The following is a 17,726-nucleotide window of genomic DNA, read 5'->3' as shown; positions in this document are numbered from 1 at the left end:
TGTCTTAGAATTTAAGTCCGCCTTCTCTTGCGCCTTCAGCTAATGATTTTACTCTTCCGTGATATTGGTATCCACCTCTATCAAAAGAAATAGTATTGATACCTGCTTTTATTGCTTTCTCAGCTACAGCTTTACCTACTAAGGCTGCTATTTCTGATTTTGTTCCTTTCTCAGAAGCAATTGCTTTATCTCTTGAAGATGCAGCTGCTAAAGTTTTACCTGTAACATCATCTACAACTTGAGCATAAATTTCTTTATTACTTCTATAAACAGCTAAACGTGGTCTTGCTTCTGTACCAGAAACTACCTTACGTATTCTGCTTTTTATTCTTAGTCTTTTTTCGTTCTTTGTTAATGCCATAACTAATTTTTTAAGCTGATTTACCTGCTTTTCTTCTTAATTCTTCACCAACAAACTTAACACCTTTTCCTTTGTAAGGTTCTGGTTTTCTAAAACCACGAATCTTCGCAGCTACTTGTCCAACTAATTGTTTATCGTGAGATGTTAATTTAACTATTGGGTTTTTACCTTTTTCTGAAATGGTCTCAATTTTCACTTCTGGTGCAACATTTAATACAATGTTGTGAGAGAATCCTAAAGCCAAGTCTAATTTTTGACCTTGGTTAGATGCTCTATAACCTACACCAACTAGTTCTAATTCTTTAGTCCATCCTTTAGAAACACCTTCAATCATGTTGCTTACTAAAGATCGGTATAAACCGTGTTTAGATTTTTGTTCTTTATTATCTGCTGAACGTCTTACAAGTACGTTTCCGTCTTCAACTTTCACTTCAACAGCATCATATGGTTGTGTTAATTCTCCTAATTTACCTTTTACAGTAATTACGTTGTCTTTAACTTCAACTGTAACTCCTTCCGGAATTGCTACTGGGTTATTTCCTATTCTTGACATTGTTCTTTCTGCTTTAAATTAGTAAACGTAACACAATAATTCACCACCAACGTTTTCACGTTGCGCCTGCTTACCTGTAATTACACCTTTAGATGTAGAAACAATAGCAATACCTAAACCATTAAGGATTCTAGGCATTTCATTTGCGCCAGCATATTGACGTAAACCTGGTGTACTGATTCTTTGAATCTTTTTGATAACCGACTCTTTAGTTTCCTTGTTGTACTTAAGGGCAATCTTAATTGTTCCTTGTACAGAAGAGTCGTCAAATTTGTAACTTAAAATATATCCTTGATCGAATAATATTTTAGTCATCTCTTTCTTTAAGTTTGAAGCAGGAATTTCTACCACTCTGTGGTTAGCTTTCACTGCATTTCTGATTCTTGTTAAGTAATCAGCAATTGGATCTGTATTCATTTGTATTAATTTGCGGTAGTGGTTTTCGACCTCATGCCGAACCTAAAACCAATTTATAATTCTTGTTTGTAATCGCAATAAAACGATTTGGTCTACCAAGATGCTTTTTTAACACCTGGAATCAAACCTTGGTTTGCCATTTCACGGAATGTTACACGTGAAATACCGAAAGTTCTCATGTACCCTTTTGGTCTTCCTGTTAGCTTACATCTGTTGTGCATTCTAATAGGTGAAGCATTTTTAGGCAACTTTTGTAATGCTTCGTAATCTCCAGCTTCTTTTAAAGCTTTACGTTTCTCAGCATATTTAGCTACTGTTTTTGCTCTTTTTACCTCACGGGCTTTCATTGATTCTTTAGCCATATCTTAGTTCTTTTGAAATGGTAATCCCATTTCAGTTAATAACGATTTTGCTTCTTTATCTGTATCTGCAGATGTTACGAAAGTAATATCCATACCAGAGATCTTGTTGATCTTGTCAATGTTGATTTCTGGGAAGATAATTTGTTCAACAACACCTAAATTATAATTTCCTCTACCATCAAAACCTGTAGCTTTGATACCATTGAAATCTCTAACTCGTGGTAATGCCGAAGTTACTAAACGATCTAAAAACTCATACATTTGCTCTCCTCTTAACGTAACTCTCGCACCAATTGGCATTCCTTTACGTAATTTGAAAGATGCAACATCTTTTTTAGATAGTGTAGCAACAGCTTTTTGACCAGATATCATTGTTAACTCATCAATAGCATGATCAATTAATTTTTTATCGGCAACGGCAGCTCCAACTCCTTTAGATATTACAATCTTTTCAAGTTTAGGAACTTGCATTACGTTTTTATATCCGAATTCTTCTGTAAGAGCAGAAACAACCTTGTCCTTGTACTCTTGTTTTAATCTTGGAATATAAGCCATAACTATATTACTTCATTTGATTTTGTTGAAAATCTTACTTTCTTGTCACCTTCCATTTTATAACCTACTCTTGTTGTTTCTCCTTTTGAAGTTAACAATGATAAGTTAGACATATGGATTGGTGCTTCTTTCTCTACAATTCCACCTTGAGGGTTTTGTGCACTTGGTTTTGTATGTTTCTTAACCATGTTCACGCCTTCTACGATGGCTTTGTTTTTATCCTTTAATACTTTAAGCACATTACCTTCTGTACCTTTATGGTCTCCAGCTATTACTTTTACAGTATCTCCTGATTTAATTTTAAACTTTGTCATTTTATTAGTCATTAAAGCACTTCTGGTGCTAATGAAACAATTTTCATGAATTGTCTATCACGAAGTTCTCTAGCTACTGGTCCAAAAACACGTGTTCCTCTCATTTCTCCTGTTGGATTTAAAAGTACACAAGCGTTATCATCAAATCTAATATAAGATCCATCTGGACGTCTCACTTCTTTTTTAGTACGAACAACTACTGCTGTTGATACTGCTCCTTTTTTAATGTTTCCATTAGGAGTAGCATCTTTTACTGAGACAACAATTTTATCTCCAATAGAAGCGTATCTTCTTTTTGTACCACCTAGAACACGGATAGTTAATACTTCCTTAGCTCCAGTGTTATCAGCTACTTTTAATCTTGATTCTTGTTGTACCATAATTACTTCGCTCTTTCAATTATTTCTACTAATCTCCAACATTTAGATTTACTCATAGGTCGTGTTTCCATGATCTTTACAGTATCTCCAATGTTACAATCGTTTGTTTCGTCGTGAGCAACATATTTCTTTGTTTTCAAAACGAACTTTCCGTACATAGGGTGTTTTACTTTTTTAACTTCAGAAACCACAATTGATTTCTGCATTTTGTTACTAGTAACAACTCCTATACGCTCTTTTCTTAAATTTCTTTTTTCCATCTTTCAGCCAGAATACAATTATTGTATTTCTCTTTTAGTTAATTCTGTTGCAATTCTTGCTACTGAACGTCTAACGTTACGTAACTGAATTGGGTTATCTAATGGAGAGATTGCATGTGCCATTTTAAGGTCTGCATAACTCTTTTTAGTTTCACCAAGTTTCTCTTGTAACTCAGCTACTGATAATTCTTTAATTTCTGATTGTTTCATAATATCAAATAAATTATGCTTCGTAATCTCTAGCGATTAAAAACTTAGTTTTAACTGGTAATTTTTGTGCAGCTAAACGTAAGGCTTCTTTAGCAACTTCCATTGGTACTCCACCAACTTCGAAGATAATTCTTCCTGGTTTTACTACAGCTACCCAGTATTCTACAGCACCTTTACCTTTACCCATACGTACTTCTAATGGTTTTTTAGTAATTGGTTTATCTGGAAACACTTTAATCCATAATTGTCCTTCTCTCTTCATGTAACGAGTTGCAGCGATACGTGCAGCTTCAATTTGACGAGAAGTCAAAAAATTAGCATCTAAAGATTTTATTCCAAACATACCATTAGAAAGTCTGTGTCCTCTTCCGGTATTTCCTTTCATACGTCCTTTTTGGACCTTACGAAATTTTGTTCTTTTCGGTTGTAACATATTATTACTTTTCTTTAAAAATTACTTTCTACGACGAGATTTATTGTTCCCACCGCGTCCTCCAGACTTGCCACCTTGCTTCTTAGACAAGCCAACTAATGGAGAAAGTTCTCTTTTTCCGTACACTTCACCTTTCATGATCCATACTTTAACACCTAATCTACCATAAGTAGTATGTGCTTCAACTAAAGCATAGTCAATATCGGCTCTAAATGTAGATAAAGGAATACGTCCTTCTTTATAGTGCTCAGAACGTGCCATTTCTGCACCATTCAAACGACCACTAATTTGAATTTTTATTCCTTCTGCATTCATACGCATAGCAGCAGCAATAGCCATTTTAATTGCACGTCTGTAAGAAATACGATTCTCAATTTGACGAGCAACACTCGATGCTACTAAATAAGCGTCAAGTTCAGGTCTCTTAATTTCAAAGATGTTTAACTGAACTTCTTTTCCAGTAATTTTCTTAAGCTCTTCTTTTAACTTGTCTACCTCTTGACCACCTTTTCCGATAATAATACCAGGTCTAGCAGTAGTGATAGTAACGGTTACAAGTTTAAGCGTACGCTCAATAATAACTCTAGATACACTAGCTTTTGATAAACGAGCATGGATATACTTTCTGATTTTATCGTCTTCAGCAAGTTTATCACCATAATCATTTCCACCATACCAGTTAGATTCCCATCCTCTGATAATTCCTAAACGATTTCCGATTGGATTTGTCTTTTGTCCCATATCTCTATTTAAGCTTGTGTGTTATTTTTAGCTCCAATCACAACAGTTACGTGATTCGATCTTTTTCTAATTCTGTGAGCACGACCTTGAGGTGCCGGACGTAATCTCTTTAACATAGATCCTCCATCTACTCTAATCTCTTGTACAAACAAATCTGCTTCTTCCATATCAGCATCTTCGTTTTTAGCTTGCCAGTTAGATATTGCTGATAACAACAATTTTTCTAAACGACGAGATGCTTCTTTTTGGCTAAATCTTAAGATTTGCAATGCCTTCTCAGCTTCTTTTCCTCTTACCAAGTCTGCAACTAAGCGCATTTTTCTTGGTGAAGTTGGACAGTTATTCAACTTTGCAAATGCAACGTTTTTTCTGCCTTCCTTAATAGCGTCTGCCATTTGTTTTTTACGACTTCCCATAGCTTACTATTTTTTTCCTTTATTTTTTGCACCTGCGTGACCTCTAAACGATCGTGTTGGTGAAAATTCTCCTAATTTATGACCTACCATATTTTCAGTTACGTAAACTGGTACGAATTGACGACCATTGTGAACTGCAATTGTTTGTCCAACAAAATCTGGAGAAATCATAGAGGCTCTAGACCACGTTTTGATTACTGTCTTCTTGTTAGCGGCTACATTTGCTTCAACTTTTCTAGCCAATTTATAGTGGATGTAAGGTCCTTTTTTTAATGAACGTGCCATATTATTTCAATTATTTCTTTCTACGTTCTACAATATACTTATTACTCGCTTTCGTTTTAGAACGTGTTCTATAACCTTTAGCTGGAATACCATTTCTTGATCTTGGGTGTCCTCCTGAAGATTTACCTTCACCACCACCCATTGGATGATCAACTGGATTCATTACTACTGGTCTTACTCTTGGTCTTCTACCTAACCATCTTGATCTACCTGCTTTACCAGATACTGTTAATTGATGATCAGAGTTAGAAATTACTCCAATTGTAGCCATACATTCTGAAAGAATCATTCTTGTCTCACCTGAAGGTAATTTTACTGTCGCAAACTTACCATCTCTTGCCATTAATTGAGCAAAAGCTCCAGCACTTCTTGCCATTACAGCTCCTTGTCCAGGACGTAACTCAATACAAGATATAATTGTACCTAATGGGATTTGACTTAATGGCATAGCATTACCAATTTCTGGTGCTATTGCTTCTTTACCAGACACTACATTTTGCCCAACTTGTAAACCATTTTGAGCAATGATGTAACGTTTTTCACCATCTTGATAATTCAATAATGCGATAAACGCTGTTCTGTTTGGATCGTATTCTATAGACTTAACTTCACCAGGAACTCCGGTTTTGTCACGTTTAAAATCGATAATACGATACTTTCTCTTATGACCTCCACCTATTTGGCGCATGGTCATTTTTCCTTGACTGTTTCTACCACCAGATCTTTTGTTCGGAACGAGTAAACTCTTTTCCGGCTTATCAGTAGTTATGGCGTCAAATCCATTTACTACTCTAAAACGCTGAGCTGATGTGATTGGTTTTAATTTTCTTACTGACATTGTTGTCTAATTACATGTTAGTGTATAAATCAATTACTTCACCTTCCGCCAGTTGTACAATTGCTTTTTTAACAGCATTTGTTTTACCATGTTGAATACCTGTTTTTGTATAACGAGTACTACGATCTGGACGGACATTTATAGTACGAACTTTTTCAACAGAGACACCATAAGCAGCTTCTACTGCTTTTTTGATTTCTACCTTGTTCGCCTTGGTGTTCACTTGAAACGTAAAGCAGTTATTCAACTCACTATTAGTTGTCGCTTTTTCAGTGATGATAGGTTTAATTAAGATACTCATTGTCTTCTTATTTACTTAAATTCGATTCAATTCCTTCTAAAGAACTCTCTAAAAGAACTAATTTATTTGCATTTAAAATTTTGTAAGTGCTTAATTCTGAGTTCATTACAACTTCAGAGCCTTTAAAATTTCGTGATGACAAATATACATTATTATTTGACGCACCCAACACAAACAAAGATTTTTTGTCTTGTATGTCTAGTGCTTTCAATACTGCTGTAAAGTTTTTCGTCTTTGGCGCATCAAAATTGAAGTCTTCCAAAACAACGATATCTTTATCATTAGCTTTCATTGTTAACGCTGATTTACGTGCTAAACGCTTCAGGTTTTTATTCAGTTTAAAACTGTAATTTCTAGGTCTTGGTCCGAACATACGTCCACCACCTTTAAATACACCAGACTTGATACTACCTGCTCTCGCTGTACCAGTACCTTTTTGTTTTTTAATCTTACGTGTACTTCCTGTAATTTCTGCTCTTTCTTTAGCCTTATGAGTTCCTTGACGTTGGTTAGCAAGATATTGCTTAACATCTAAGTATACTGCATGATTATTAGGCTCAATAGCAAACACCTCTTTAGAAAGGTCTACCTTTCTTCCTGTGTCTTTTCCGTTTATATCTAAAACTGCTACTTTCATTACTTTTGAATAATTACATAAGAGTTTTTGTGTCCTGGAACACATCCTTTAACTACAAGTAAATTCTTTTCTGGAACTACTTTGTATACTCTTAAATTTTCAACATTCACTCTTTCGCCACCCATTCTTCCGGCCATTTTCATTCCTTTGAATACTCTCGCAGGATATGAAGCAGCACCAATAGAACCAGGAGCTCTTAAACGGTTATGTTGACCATGCGTTGCTTGACCAACTCCAGCAAATCCATGACGCTTTACAACACCTTGGAAACCTTTACCTTTTGAAGTTCCAGCAATATCAACATATTCACCTTCGATAAAGTGCTCTACTGTTATTGCGTCTCCTAATTTGTAATCTCCTTCAAATCCTTGAAATTCCGCGACTTTAACTTTAACAGAAGTACCAGCTTTCTTGGCATGACCAATTTCAGCTTTTGTAGCACTTTTCTCTGTCTTGTCATCGAAACCAAGTTGAAGGGCATTGTACCCGTCTACCTCTTCGGTTCTGACTTGGGTAACGATACATGGTCCAGCTTCGATTACTGTACATGGAATATTCTTTCCATTTTCATCGAAAATGCTGGTCATACCGATTTTTCTTCCTATTAACCCAGACATAATTATTAATTTATTTATTGTTACTTATTTATTAAAACTCAAGGCCGAAAATACATTCGACCTTGAATTGTATTTTTACCGTTTTTCCTTCGCACGCAGCTCCGGACATGTTCTTTTCTGCTATGGCAGAATTACCGTCATTACACTTTAATCTCAACTTCAACTCCACTTGGTAATTCAAGCTTCATTAAGGCATCAATTGTTTTAGAAGATGAAGAGTAAATATCTAATAAGCGTTTGTAAGAGCTTAATTGAAATTGTTCTCTAGACTTCTTGTTTACGTGTGGTGAACGTAATACAGTGAAAATCTTTTTGTGTGTTGGTAATGGAATTGGTCCAGTTACAACAGCACCAGTACTTTTTACTGTTTTTACAATCTTATCAGCAGACTTGTCAACTAAATTATGATCGTAAGACTTTAATTTTATTCTAATTTTCTGACTCATTTTCTTTTTAGTTTTAAGCTTCTACGCCTTTAGCTGCTTTGATTACTTCTTCTGAAATATTAGAAGGAGTTTCAGCATAATGTGAAAATTCCATTGTTGATGTCGCACGACCTGATGATAATGTTCTTAATGTTGTTACATAACCAAACATTTCAGATAATGGCACTGTAGCTTTTACAGTTTTTGCACCAGCTCTATCTCCCATATCACTTACTTGACCACGACGACGGTTTAAGTCACCTACGATATCACCCATATTTTCTTCTGGAGTAATAACTTCAAGTTTCATGATTGGCTCCATAATTACCGCTTTTGCTGCTTTTGCTGAATTCTTAAATCCAAGCTTAGCTGCTAATTCGAACGATAATTGATCAGAATCCACATCATGGTAAGATCCATCAGTTAGTGTTACTTTCATTGAATCAACTTCATATCCAGCTAACGGTCCATTTACCATTGCCATTTTGAATCCTTTTTCAATAGAAGGGATAAATTCTTTAGGAACGTTACCACCTTTAATTAAAGATTCAAACTGTAATCCTACTTTACCTTCTTCAGCTGGCTCTAATGTAAATACAATATCAGCAAATTTACCACGTCCACCAGATTGTTTCTTATAAACTTCTCTGTGCTCTGCACGTTGAGTAATAGCTTCTTTGTACTCTACTTGAGGCTGTCCTTGGTTTACTTCAACCTTAAACTCACGCTTCAAACGATCTACAATAATATCTAAGTGAAGCTCACCCATTCCAGAAATAATAGTCTGTCCTGAAGCTTCATCGGTTCTTGCTGTAAATGTTGGATCCTCTTCAGATAATTTAGCTAACGCCATACCTAATTTGTCAACATCTGCTTTAGTCTTAGGCTCCACAGCAATACCAATTACTGGATCTGGGAAGTCCATAGATTCTAAAACGATAGGATTCTTTTCATCAGACATGGTATCACCAGTCTTGATATCTTTAAATCCTACTGCAGCTCCAATATCTCCTGCTTCGATAAAATCGATAGCATTTTGTTTGTTAGAGTGCATTTGATAGATACGAGAGATACGTTCTTTTTTACCTGAACGGTTGTTCAAGATATAAGATCCAGCATCTAAACGACCTGAATACGCTCTAAAGAATGCTAAACGACCAACATAAGGATCTGTAGCAATCTTAAATGCTAAAGCAGCAAACGGCTCTTTTACATCTGGTTTACGTAAGATCTCTTCTCCTGAATTAGGATCTGTACCTACGATACCTTCTTTATCTGTTGGAGAAGGTAAGTAACGACATACAGCATCTAATAAGAACTGTACACCTTTATTTTTAAATGCAGAACCACAAATCATCGGGATGATAGCCATATCCATTACAGCAGCTCTAAGTGCAGCATGCACTTCTTCTTCTGTAATAGAATCTTCATCTTCCATGAATTTCTCAAGTAAGTTCTCATCGTAAGTTGCTACCTCTTCTATTAAAAGCGCACGATACTTACGAGCTTCTTCTTTCATTTCTTCTGGAATGTCGATCACATCAAAAGTTGCCCCTTGAGTTTCATCATGCCATACGATAGCTCTGTTTTTTACTAAATCAATGATACCTTTAAAATCAGCTTCATCACCAATATTTAATACAATTGGCACTGCGTTAGATTTCAACATATCTTTTACCTGCTGACAAACAGCAAGGAAATTAGATCCTTGACGGTCCATTTTGTTAACGAAACCTATTCTTGGAACTTTATAGTTGTCTGCTAATCTCCAGTTAGTCTCAGATTGTGGTTCAACACCATCAACTGCACTAAATAAAAATACTAAACCATCTAATACACGTAATGAACGGTTTACTTCTACCGTAAAATCAACGTGACCAGGAGTATCAATAATATTGAAGTGGTATCCTTTTGTGTCTGGAGTAGGTTGCCCATTCTCCATTGGGAAATTCCAAGTACAAGTTGTAGCAGCAGAAGTAATTGTAATACCTCTTTCTTGCTCTTGTTCCATCCAATCCATTGTTGCAGCACCATCATGTACTTCACCAATTTTGTGAGAAACACCTGTATAATAAAGAATACGTTCTGTAGTTGTAGTTTTTCCTGCATCAATATGTGCAGCAATACCTATATTTCTTGTAAATTTTAAATCTCTTGCCATGTCGTTAATTAAAATCTAAAGTGAGAGAATGCCTTGTTTGCTTCTGCCATTTTATGAGTATCAACTCTCTTTTTAACAGCTGCACCTTCTTCTTTAGCTGCTGCTAAGATTTCAGCTGCTAATTTTTGAGGCATAGATTTTTCGTTTCTTTTTCTTGCGTATCCAATCAACCACTTCATTGCAGTTGAAACTTTACGATCTGGACGAATTTGCATTGGAATTTGAAATGTTGCTCCACCAACTCTACGACTACGTACTTCTACGTGAGGCATAACGTTAGACAATGCATCTTTCCAAATTTCTAACGCCGTTTTTTCGTCGTCAGTTTTCTTTGACTCTACAATATCAATTGCATCATAGAATACTTTAAAAGCGATAGACTTCTTTCCATCCCACATCATCATATTAACGAAACGAGTTACTAACTGATCGTTAAATCTTGGATCTGGTAAAAGCGGTCTCTTTTTTGCTGCTCTTTTTCTCATGTCTTCTTCTTAAAGTTTTAAATTACTTCTTAGGGCGTTTTGCTCCATACTTAGATCTACGTTGTGTTCTACCTGCAACACCTGCTGTGTCTAAGGCACCACGAACGATGTGATATCTAACTCCTGGCAAATCTTTTACCCTTCCACCTCTAACTAATACTATCGAGTGCTCTTGTAAGTTGTGTCCTTCTCCTCCGATGTATGCATTAACCTCGTTTCCGTTTGTTAAACGAACCCTTGCTACCTTACGCATTGCTGAGTTTGGTTTTTTAGGCGTCGTCGTGTAAACACGAGTACATACACCACGTCTTTGTGGACACGAATCTAGAGCAGCCGATTTACTCTTCTTAGTTATTTTGGCTCTTCCTTTTCGTACTAATTGTGAAATTGTTGGCATATATTACTATATAAATTTTTATTAAACCCTCTCCTTAGAGGGCTGCAAAGGTAGAAATAAATATGAATAATTCAAACCCATAACGATTAATTTTAGAAAGTTTCTTGATTTATTTTTACAAGTACATATTTTTACTGATTAATTTCCGTTAGATTTGAACAATAATTCTATTGATGCTCAAAAAAATTAGTCCTTTTTTACTACTCCTATCTATAGTATGGTCTACAGAATCGTCTGCCCAAAATCTATATTTAACTTCTATAGGAGCCACTGAAAAAGAAACTAAGACTATCGATTCGATAGGCTACAAAAAAACGTTCAATGAATATGGGTCTTTGGAAAAAGAAATTACTACGCTGCAAAAAAAATTAACTCAAATTGGATATATAGAAAATGAACTACTTCACTTAAAAAAACAAAATGATACTACTTACCTAGCCTCTTTCAGTTTAAAAAATAAATATGAGAGCATCATAATTGAACATAATGGATTGGTAGATCTGTCTATTTTGAAACTTACCGACTTTTTAGACCAAACGAATCGCTTGGTCATACCAATAGCAAATGTTGAAAACACCTTACAATTTATCAATTCTGAAATAGCCAATCGTGGTAATCCGTTTAGTACATTAATTGTAAATAACATTCAAAAATTAGATCGTAAAACATTAACTGGATCTCTATCGGTTTCAGAACCAAAATCAAGAACAACTGACAAGATTATTATAAAAGGATATGAAAAATTTCCAAAGTCTTACATCAACCGCTATTTAAAAATAAAAACAGGAAAGGTTTTCAACCTTGCAAAAATAAAAGAACAAACAGCTGCTTTGAATGACCTGGTGTTTGCTAATCAAATTAGAGATCCTGAGGTTTTATTTACTCAAGACTCTACCATATTATATATGTATATAGAAAAAGCGCGTAGTAATACCTTCGATGGCTTTTTAGGTTTTGGTACAAACGAGTCCACCAATAAAATTGAGTTTGATGGTTATTTAGATTTGAACCTCATCAACAACCTTAATTATGGTGAGTCATTAAAGCTCTTGTACAAAAGTGATGAGAACGACCAACAAACCTTTGATTTAAAATTGGTTACTCCATATATATTTAGCTCTCCAGTTGGCTTAGACTTGAACTTGAACATTTTTAAACGTGACTCCTCTTTCGTAACAGTGAGTCAAACAGCAAAAATTAATTATCAAATCAATAGCAGGCATACTATTTCGGCTGGAATACAATCGGTAAAATCTACTGATCTATTAGATATGCCAACAGCTTTGATTACAGATTACGATTCTAATAAATACCTAATAAACTATACCTACATAAAACGACAGAATTATGATCGCTTATTTCCTGTAAATTTCTTATTTGATCTGTCTACTGGTTTTGGAAATAGATCTTATGAAACATTTGACGAAAAACAGTCTCACTTTTATATTAATACATTTAAGATTTTTAATCTCAATGATAAAAATAGTTTTTACGGAAGAGTTAATGCCAACTATTTAGTTTCAGATACTTATTTAGAAAATGAACTTCCTCGTTTTGGAGGCATCAACTCAATTCGCGGCTTTGAAGAGAATAGTCTCATTGCCAATTTATATGCCGTTCTCAATACGGAATATAGATACAAACTCAATAACACTATTTATGTGCACTCTGTAATAGATGCTGCTTATTTTGAAAATCAGCTAACAGATCAAAAAGAAAAGCTATTTGGTTTTGGCTTTGGATTTGGGCTATTAACCAAAGCTGGATTATTTCGATTTAACTACACTAGTGGAAAAACTGAAGACAGGAAATTTAAATTATCAGACTCAAAAATTCATTTAAGCTTAACAACAACATTCTAATTTTAAATATTTAGCAATAAAATTCAAAATTTTCTCACTTAATCATTGTTTTGTAAGTTTTTTATTGTGAAATTTGAGCTAGACCAATTTAAATCAATCAACAATATGAAAATAACACTTAGTAAAGTGCTAACACTTTTATTGCTGTTAGCTGTGCAACTTACGTTAGCACAAGAAAAAACCATTTCCGGAACTGTCTCAGACAATACCGGTTTACCAATTCCCGGAGTTAATATCTTAATTAAGGGAACTACAACCGGAACTCAAACAGATTTTGACGGAAATTACAATGTAAATGCCAATGTAGGCGATATTTTGGTTTTTTCGTATGTAGGTTTAAAAACTCAAGAAATTACTGTTGGAGAATCTAATGTAATTAATGTTACCATGTTAGAGGATGCTGAATCTTTAGACGAAGTTATTGTTACTGCAGTAGGTATCAAAAGAAAGCCTGATGAAATCACAACAGCTTATGAAAATTTAAAAGCTGAAGAGATCACATCTGCTAACAACCCTGATGCTGTGCAATCTCTTGCAGGTAAAGTTTCTGGTTTACAGATTAACACGACTAACACAGGTGTTAATCCATCTACAACAATTAGACTAAGAGGAACACGTTCTTTATCTGGATCAAACTCTGCTTTGATTGTAATCGACAATGTTATTTCCTCAGCGACTATTTTATCAGATTTGGATCCTGAAATTATAGAATCCATAAACATCATTAAAGGTCCAAATGGAGCTGCGCTTTATGGATCTAGAGGTGGTAACGGAGTTATTATTGTAACTACTAAAAAAGGAGCAAAAGACACAGGAAAGTTAAACATAAGCTACACGTCAACGCTTACTCTAGAAGAGATTGCTTTTTTACCTCAATTACAAGATAGATACGGTAAAGGATATTGGGGAGAAATCGATGCCTTTGACCAAGGATCATGGGGTCCAGAATATGATGGTTCTCTTCAGCCTGTGGGATTACCTTATCCAACCGTTTCAGATTTTAGATATGGTACTTACGAATTCAGAAAAGACAATATGAAAGACTTTTTTGATACTGGTGTTGCCTTACAAAATACAATTACGCTATCTGGCGGAAACAGTGATGGGTTTTATTCATTAACTGCAAACAGAAGAACTACTGACGGTATCATTCCTGATGATGAATATACAAAAGACTTTTTAGCACTTAGTGCTGGTAAAACGTTTGGAAAATTCTCAATGTCGGCTAATGTGAGATTTACTAGTGAAGACCAATCGGTTTCGAATGGTGTTTATGGACAACTGGCTCAGTTACCAAGTGATGTTAATATTTTAGACTTTGATTCTGGAAGTAATAGTGACCACTGGACTGCTTTTGGTGATAGTCCTTACTGGGTAAAGAATAATCAAAGATCTATTTCAGAAAATACAAGATCTGATTTGTCGGCTGAATTATCGTACCAATTCAATGACAATATCAGCGCAGTATTAAGAAGTAATGTTGTTACTAATAGTGGTAAAGGCTTTACTTATGTTAATGATTATGTTGCTGAATTCACCATTACAGGTGATGGTAGAGATATTCAATCATCTTTAAGTGTAAACAGTAATAATTCGAGAACATTATACACCGACTTAATTGCAAATTTCAATTACGATTTAACAGAAGATATCGGGTTAAAATCATTAGTTGGTTTCAATTCAACTGAAAGCAGAGGTTTCTCTCAAACTACAGCTGGAGATATTTTAACACTCCCAGGTTTATATACTGTTGAAAATATTTCAAGTGGTATTACTGTTTCAGATTTCAGTTCGAAAAGAAGACAACAAGCTATTTTTGCAAATGTTGATTTAAGTTATAAAGATTATTTATTTTTAAACTTAACAGGACGACAAGAATGGGATTCTAGATTGCAGTCTCCAGGAAGAGATATTGGAGACATTGGCTTCTTCTACTATTCTGCTGGTGCATCTTTCATTCCAACAAAAGCATTTCCAGAAATTAAAACAGACTTTTTACATAAAGTAAAAGTATCTGGAGGTTATGTAAAAACTGCAAATATTTCGGCTTTAGGATCACATGATTTATTTGATACAGGATTTAGACCGGCCGCATTCCCTTTCCCAGGTGGTGTAAACTCGTTTATAATCCCTTCTTCTACTTTTGATAATGCTATTGAGCCTGAATTCATTAGTACTTTCGAAGCAAATCTTAATCTAGAACTTTTAAAGCGTGGTGGTATTCCAAGAATTACTCTAGATGGTAGTTATTCGTTCTATACGAACGACAATCAAATACTAAGTGCTTCGGTATCTTCATCAACTAGTGTTTTTAGCGCTGGTATCAACGTAGGTGAAACCGAAACTAATGCTTACGAAGTAGATTTAGGTCTTACTCCTATTAAAACAGATGACCTAAGATGGAATCTAAACTTTGGTTATGCCTCTCAGCGCACAATCGCTACTAAAATTACTGAGGATTCAGATCAATTGGGTAGTGGTGCTCCTGGTATTTATGCCATTCAAGGTCAAGAATATCCTTTGATTCAAGGTACAGCTTATGAAAGAGATGATCAAGGTCGAGTGGTTTTAAATCCTGATGGATCACCTAGAACAGCTTCTGGACTGAAAGTTCTAGGAAGAACTACTCCTGATTATATTTTAAATTTCGGTACAGACATCACTTATAAAGGATTTAGATTAAGTGCCGTTGCCGATTTTAGAACAGGACATGTATTCTATTCAAATATCTACAATAACCTTACTGGTCAAGGCCGTAGTTTTATTACTGCTGAAAATGGAAGAGGGTATTTCATTTTCCCAAATTCAACAGTTCAAGGTTCTGGAACAACTAACACAGATGTGTTAACAGGGCCATCTTACGGAGGACCATCTGCTTATGCACAATACCAATCGTTTGTTCAAAGTGGAGATTTCACAGGTGTAGATGAGAACTTTGTTTTAGACGCAACAGCATTTAAACTTAGAGAAGTTGCCCTAAGCTATACCTTACCGAGTAAAGCACTTGAAAACACATTTATTCAAGGTTTATCAGTTGGTGTTAGTGGAAGAAATTTATTGATTGTTTTACCAAAAGAGAACAGACGATATAATGATCCTGAAATAGGTTCTGGAATAGGTGGATATGGTCAAACGCCTCCAACTAAATTTTATTCAATGAACGTAAAACTTAACTTTTAAGAAAATGAAAAACATAAATAAAATAAAATATACGATAATGTCATTGGCACTATTATGTCTTACATTTTCTTGTAACGATGTGCTAGTGAATGAAGATCCAAACGGAGTTGTCATTGATCAATTACCTCCTGAAGTAATTCTTCCTGGAGCCTTAACTGTGCCTGCAGGTACACTTATGACGACTATGAACGGATTAGGAAACACTATGATAGCCACATGGTCAGGTAATGCACAGCAGGTGCAAGCACCTTACTTTGTAGAGTTTCAATACCAATTAACTACAGATTTTTATAGTGGTATATGGGATAACTTAATGGCTAGAACTGGAAACTTAACTCAAATTATTGAGAATGAGTATGCTGATAATTATGATTATTTCAAAGGTGCCTCTAAGATTTATAGAGCATTCTACTTTCAGTATTTAGTAGACCTTTATGGTGACATTCCTTTTACAGATATTCATCAACGTGGTGATTTATTATTCCCAGAATATGATAATCAAACAGATGTTTATGTTGCTTTGATTGCTGATATCAACGATGCCATTGCTCAAATTCAAAATACAGACACAAGTACTGCAATTGGAATGGGTTCTAACGATGTGATCATGGGAGGAAACATGGACATGTGGATAAAATTTGGAAATACTGTAAAACTGAGAATGTTATTACGTATGTATGATGCTGCTCAAGGAACACCAGATTTACAGTCTATTGTAAATGGTGAGCTTGCAGCTCTCAATAATGCCAACTTCTTAGGCGCAGGAGAAAATGTGACAATCAATCCAGGATATTCAGATGAGGAAGATCGTATGAATCCATTTGCTGAAACCTTTGGTTACGATCCTGGACAATTTGGAAATGCGTCTAACCAAACCTTCTCTAACTTAAGAGCAGGACCAACTACCTTCTTGGTTGAGTTTTTAGACGGAACAACAACTGGTGTTTCAGATGCCAGACTTCAAAGACTTTACGCACCAAGAGGTGGTCAAGCGACTATTCAAGGAAATACGCAAGGTGGAGAAGATCAACCGTCTAGAATTGGACCTGGATTATTAATATCGCCTCAACAAGATGGTTATATTATGACAGCTTCCGAATCACTATTTCTTCAGTCTGAGGCTGTATTTAGAGGTATATTAAATTCTGGAAACGCTAAAGGTCTTTTCGAAAGTGCTATTCAATCTTCATTTGACAGACTTGGTGCTTCTATTGGAAGTTATTTAAATGATGCTAATAATGTCAACGGAATTGGTTGGGATGGCAGCGCAGATAAACTTGAAGCTATTATTACTCAAAAATGGATTGATTTAGGTGGAACCAATGGTATTGAAACCTGGATAGAGTTCACAAGAACTGGTTTCCCTAGTAACATGCCGCTTCCAGATATTACAAACAGACCTAATAGACCATTACGATTATTATATCCAACCTCAGAATATACAGGAAATTCAGCAAATGTTAGTGTTTACAATCAAACGGTAGATACAGCTTTTGATACACCTGTATTTTGGGACGTTAACTAAAAAAAAAGATT

24 protein-coding genes are annotated in these 17,726 nt (G+C 35.1%); 3 read left to right on the top strand and 21 right to left on the bottom strand.

Annotated features, from left to right (window positions below; all coding sequences use genetic code 11):
* Nucleotides 1–4: 4 nt before the first annotated feature.
* The 21 genes from rplR to rpsL all read right to left on the bottom strand — a co-directional run bounded on the left by rplR (nt 5) and on the right by rpsL (nt 11,148).
* Nucleotides 5–361, bottom strand: a complete 357-nt coding sequence (rplR, locus tag KWG70_RS14990; RefSeq protein WP_230936857.1) for a 50S ribosomal protein L18 — start codon at nt 359–361, stop codon at nt 5–7.
* A 10-nt stretch (nt 362–371) separates the two neighbouring features.
* Nucleotides 372–914: a 50S ribosomal protein L6 gene (gene rplF, locus KWG70_RS14985; RefSeq protein ID WP_230936856.1), complete on the bottom strand. Its 543-nt coding sequence runs from the start codon at nt 912–914 to the stop codon at nt 372–374.
* Nucleotides 915–932: 18 nt separating this feature from the next.
* Nucleotides 933–1,331, bottom strand: a complete 399-nt coding sequence (gene rpsH, locus KWG70_RS14980; protein WP_230936855.1) for a 30S ribosomal protein S8 — start codon at nt 1,329–1,331, stop codon at nt 933–935.
* Nucleotides 1,332–1,423: 92 nt separating this feature from the next.
* Nucleotides 1,424–1,693 carry a 30S ribosomal protein S14 gene (rpsN, locus tag KWG70_RS14975; RefSeq protein ID WP_099563531.1) on the bottom strand — a complete coding sequence of 90 codons (270 nt, stop codon included), beginning with the start codon at nt 1,691–1,693 and terminating at the stop codon, nt 1,424–1,426.
* Nucleotides 1,694–1,696: 3 nt separating this feature from the next.
* Nucleotides 1,697–2,248, bottom strand: coding sequence for a 50S ribosomal protein L5 (gene rplE, locus KWG70_RS14970; protein ID WP_230936854.1), 552 nt, complete (start codon nt 2,246–2,248; stop codon nt 1,697–1,699).
* 2 nt (nt 2,249–2,250) lie between these two features.
* The gene (gene rplX / locus KWG70_RS14965; protein ID WP_230936853.1) at nt 2,251–2,562 is read right to left on the bottom strand and encodes a 50S ribosomal protein L24; all 312 of its coding nucleotides are present in this window, start codon (nt 2,560–2,562) and stop codon (nt 2,251–2,253) included.
* An 11-nt stretch (nt 2,563–2,573) separates the two neighbouring features.
* Nucleotides 2,574–2,942: a 50S ribosomal protein L14 gene (rplN, locus tag KWG70_RS14960; RefSeq protein ID WP_028871112.1), complete on the bottom strand. Its 369-nt coding sequence runs from the start codon at nt 2,940–2,942 to the stop codon at nt 2,574–2,576.
* 2 nt (nt 2,943–2,944) lie between these two features.
* A complete protein-coding gene (gene rpsQ, locus KWG70_RS14955; protein ID WP_053991431.1) occupies nt 2,945–3,202 on the bottom strand; it encodes a 30S ribosomal protein S17 in 258 nt (85 codons plus the stop codon).
* Between the two features lie 18 nt (nt 3,203–3,220).
* A complete protein-coding gene (gene rpmC / locus KWG70_RS14950; protein ID WP_040278737.1) occupies nt 3,221–3,412 on the bottom strand; it encodes a 50S ribosomal protein L29 in 192 nt (63 codons plus the stop codon).
* A 13-nt stretch (nt 3,413–3,425) separates the two neighbouring features.
* Nucleotides 3,426–3,845, bottom strand: coding sequence for a 50S ribosomal protein L16 (rplP, locus tag KWG70_RS14945; protein WP_230936852.1), 420 nt, complete (start codon nt 3,843–3,845; stop codon nt 3,426–3,428).
* A 21-nt stretch (nt 3,846–3,866) separates the two neighbouring features.
* Nucleotides 3,867–4,586 (bottom strand): 30S ribosomal protein S3, encoded by a 720-nt coding sequence (gene rpsC, locus KWG70_RS14940; RefSeq protein ID WP_230936851.1) that lies wholly within the window; start codon nt 4,584–4,586, stop codon nt 3,867–3,869.
* 8 nt (nt 4,587–4,594) lie between these two features.
* Nucleotides 4,595–5,002: a 50S ribosomal protein L22 gene (gene rplV, locus KWG70_RS14935; RefSeq protein WP_230936850.1), complete on the bottom strand. Its 408-nt coding sequence runs from the start codon at nt 5,000–5,002 to the stop codon at nt 4,595–4,597.
* A 6-nt stretch (nt 5,003–5,008) separates the two neighbouring features.
* Nucleotides 5,009–5,287: a 30S ribosomal protein S19 gene (gene rpsS, locus KWG70_RS14930; RefSeq protein ID WP_230936849.1), complete on the bottom strand. Its 279-nt coding sequence runs from the start codon at nt 5,285–5,287 to the stop codon at nt 5,009–5,011.
* Nucleotides 5,288–5,297: 10 nt separating this feature from the next.
* Complete coding sequence (gene rplB, locus KWG70_RS14925) at nt 5,298–6,125, bottom strand: 50S ribosomal protein L2 (RefSeq protein WP_230936848.1); 828 nt, start codon at nt 6,123–6,125, stop codon at nt 5,298–5,300.
* 10 nt (nt 6,126–6,135) lie between these two features.
* On the bottom strand, nt 6,136–6,426 hold the full coding sequence (gene rplW / locus KWG70_RS14920) for a 50S ribosomal protein L23 (RefSeq protein WP_204346315.1): 291 nt from the start codon (nt 6,424–6,426) through the stop codon (nt 6,136–6,138).
* A 7-nt stretch (nt 6,427–6,433) separates the two neighbouring features.
* The gene (gene rplD, locus KWG70_RS14915; protein ID WP_230936847.1) at nt 6,434–7,063 is read right to left on the bottom strand and encodes a 50S ribosomal protein L4; all 630 of its coding nucleotides are present in this window, start codon (nt 7,061–7,063) and stop codon (nt 6,434–6,436) included.
* Nucleotides 7,063–7,680 carry a 50S ribosomal protein L3 gene (gene rplC / locus KWG70_RS14910; protein WP_230936846.1) on the bottom strand — a complete coding sequence of 206 codons (618 nt, stop codon included), beginning with the start codon at nt 7,678–7,680 and terminating at the stop codon, nt 7,063–7,065. Before rplC ends, rplD begins: the two co-directional genes overlap by 1 nt.
* Before the next feature lie 140 nt (nt 7,681–7,820).
* Complete coding sequence (gene rpsJ, locus KWG70_RS14905; RefSeq protein ID WP_007650482.1) at nt 7,821–8,126, bottom strand: 30S ribosomal protein S10; 306 nt, start codon at nt 8,124–8,126, stop codon at nt 7,821–7,823.
* A 13-nt stretch (nt 8,127–8,139) separates the two neighbouring features.
* The gene (gene fusA, locus KWG70_RS14900) at nt 8,140–10,266 is read right to left on the bottom strand and encodes an elongation factor G (protein WP_230936845.1); all 2,127 of its coding nucleotides are present in this window, start codon (nt 10,264–10,266) and stop codon (nt 8,140–8,142) included.
* Between the two features lie 8 nt (nt 10,267–10,274).
* Nucleotides 10,275–10,751, bottom strand: a complete 477-nt coding sequence (gene rpsG, locus KWG70_RS14895) for a 30S ribosomal protein S7 (protein ID WP_230936844.1) — start codon at nt 10,749–10,751, stop codon at nt 10,275–10,277.
* A gap of 22 nt (nt 10,752–10,773) precedes the next feature.
* Entirely contained in the window at nt 10,774–11,148 is a 375-nt protein-coding gene (gene rpsL, locus KWG70_RS14890) for a 30S ribosomal protein S12 (protein WP_008269190.1), read from the bottom strand.
* A gap of 173 nt (nt 11,149–11,321) precedes the next feature.
* On the opposite strand from rpsL, the gene KWG70_RS14885 reads away from it, so the two are divergent.
* The 3 genes from KWG70_RS14885 to KWG70_RS14875 all read left to right on the top strand — a co-directional run bounded on the left by KWG70_RS14885 (nt 11,322) and on the right by KWG70_RS14875 (nt 17,715).
* Nucleotides 11,322–13,010: a BamA/TamA family outer membrane protein gene (locus KWG70_RS14885; RefSeq protein ID WP_230936843.1), complete on the top strand. Its 1,689-nt coding sequence runs from the start codon at nt 11,322–11,324 to the stop codon at nt 13,008–13,010.
* A 105-nt stretch (nt 13,011–13,115) separates the two neighbouring features.
* Nucleotides 13,116–16,190 (top strand): SusC/RagA family TonB-linked outer membrane protein, encoded by a 3,075-nt coding sequence (locus tag KWG70_RS14880; protein ID WP_230936842.1) that lies wholly within the window; start codon nt 13,116–13,118, stop codon nt 16,188–16,190.
* Between the two features lie 4 nt (nt 16,191–16,194).
* Nucleotides 16,195–17,715, top strand: a complete 1,521-nt coding sequence (locus tag KWG70_RS14875; RefSeq protein WP_230936841.1) for a SusD/RagB family nutrient-binding outer membrane lipoprotein — start codon at nt 16,195–16,197, stop codon at nt 17,713–17,715.
* Nucleotides 17,716–17,726: the final 11 nt, after the last annotated feature.

It is taken from the genome of Psychroserpens luteolus, from assembly GCF_021032705.1.
Taxonomy (GTDB): domain Bacteria; phylum Bacteroidota; class Bacteroidia; order Flavobacteriales; family Flavobacteriaceae; genus Psychroserpens; species Psychroserpens luteolus.
The sequence above is the reverse complement of the archived record's forward strand: the minus strand, read 5'-3'. Positions and strand labels throughout refer to the sequence as shown.

Excerpts from the sequence above, each read along its gene's own strand:
- rplR (WP_230936857.1), bottom strand. The coding sequence starts at position 361 with ATGGCATTAACAAAGAACGAAAAAAGACTAAGAATAAAAAGCAGAATA.
- rplF (WP_230936856.1), bottom strand. The coding sequence starts at position 914 with ATGTCAAGAATAGGAAATAACCCAGTAGCAATTCCGGAAGGAGTTACA.
- rpsH (WP_230936855.1), bottom strand. The coding sequence starts at position 1,331 with ATGAATACAGATCCAATTGCTGATTACTTAACAAGAATCAGAAATGCA.
- rpsN (WP_099563531.1), bottom strand. The coding sequence starts at position 1,693 with ATGGCTAAAGAATCAATGAAAGCCCGTGAGGTAAAAAGAGCAAAAACA.
- rplE (WP_230936854.1), bottom strand. The coding sequence starts at position 2,248 with ATGGCTTATATTCCAAGATTAAAACAAGAGTACAAGGACAAGGTTGTT.
- rplX (WP_230936853.1), bottom strand. The coding sequence starts at position 2,562 with ATGACAAAGTTTAAAATTAAATCAGGAGATACTGTAAAAGTAATAGCT.
- rplN (WP_028871112.1), bottom strand. The coding sequence starts at position 2,942 with ATGGTACAACAAGAATCAAGATTAAAAGTAGCTGATAACACTGGAGCT.
- rpsQ (WP_053991431.1), bottom strand. The coding sequence starts at position 3,202 with ATGGAAAAAAGAAATTTAAGAAAAGAGCGTATAGGAGTTGTTACTAGT.
- rpmC (WP_040278737.1), bottom strand. The coding sequence starts at position 3,412 with ATGAAACAATCAGAAATTAAAGAATTATCAGTAGCTGAGTTACAAGAG.
- rplP (WP_230936852.1), bottom strand. The coding sequence starts at position 3,845 with ATGTTACAACCGAAAAGAACAAAATTTCGTAAGGTCCAAAAAGGACGT.
- rpsC (WP_230936851.1), bottom strand. The coding sequence starts at position 4,586 with ATGGGACAAAAGACAAATCCAATCGGAAATCGTTTAGGAATTATCAGA.
- rplV (WP_230936850.1), bottom strand. The coding sequence starts at position 5,002 with ATGGGAAGTCGTAAAAAACAAATGGCAGACGCTATTAAGGAAGGCAGA.
- rpsS (WP_230936849.1), bottom strand. The coding sequence starts at position 5,287 with ATGGCACGTTCATTAAAAAAAGGACCTTACATCCACTATAAATTGGCT.
- rplB (WP_230936848.1), bottom strand. The coding sequence starts at position 6,125 with ATGTCAGTAAGAAAATTAAAACCAATCACATCAGCTCAGCGTTTTAGA.
- rplW (WP_204346315.1), bottom strand. The coding sequence starts at position 6,426 with ATGAGTATCTTAATTAAACCTATCATCACTGAAAAAGCGACAACTAAT.
- rplD (WP_230936847.1), bottom strand. The coding sequence starts at position 7,063 with ATGAAAGTAGCAGTTTTAGATATAAACGGAAAAGACACAGGAAGAAAG.
- rplC (WP_230936846.1), bottom strand. The coding sequence starts at position 7,680 with ATGTCTGGGTTAATAGGAAGAAAAATCGGTATGACCAGCATTTTCGAT.
- rpsJ (WP_007650482.1), bottom strand. The coding sequence starts at position 8,126 with ATGAGTCAGAAAATTAGAATAAAATTAAAGTCTTACGATCATAATTTA.
- fusA (WP_230936845.1), bottom strand. The coding sequence starts at position 10,266 with ATGGCAAGAGATTTAAAATTTACAAGAAATATAGGTATTGCTGCACAT.
- rpsG (WP_230936844.1), bottom strand. The coding sequence starts at position 10,751 with ATGAGAAAAAGAGCAGCAAAAAAGAGACCGCTTTTACCAGATCCAAGA.
- rpsL (WP_008269190.1), bottom strand. The coding sequence starts at position 11,148 with ATGCCAACAATTTCACAATTAGTACGAAAAGGAAGAGCCAAAATAACT.
- KWG70_RS14885 (WP_230936843.1), top strand. The coding sequence starts at position 11,322 with ATGCTCAAAAAAATTAGTCCTTTTTTACTACTCCTATCTATAGTATGG.
- KWG70_RS14880 (WP_230936842.1), top strand. The coding sequence starts at position 13,116 with ATGAAAATAACACTTAGTAAAGTGCTAACACTTTTATTGCTGTTAGCT.
- KWG70_RS14875 (WP_230936841.1), top strand. The coding sequence starts at position 16,195 with ATGAAAAACATAAATAAAATAAAATATACGATAATGTCATTGGCACTA.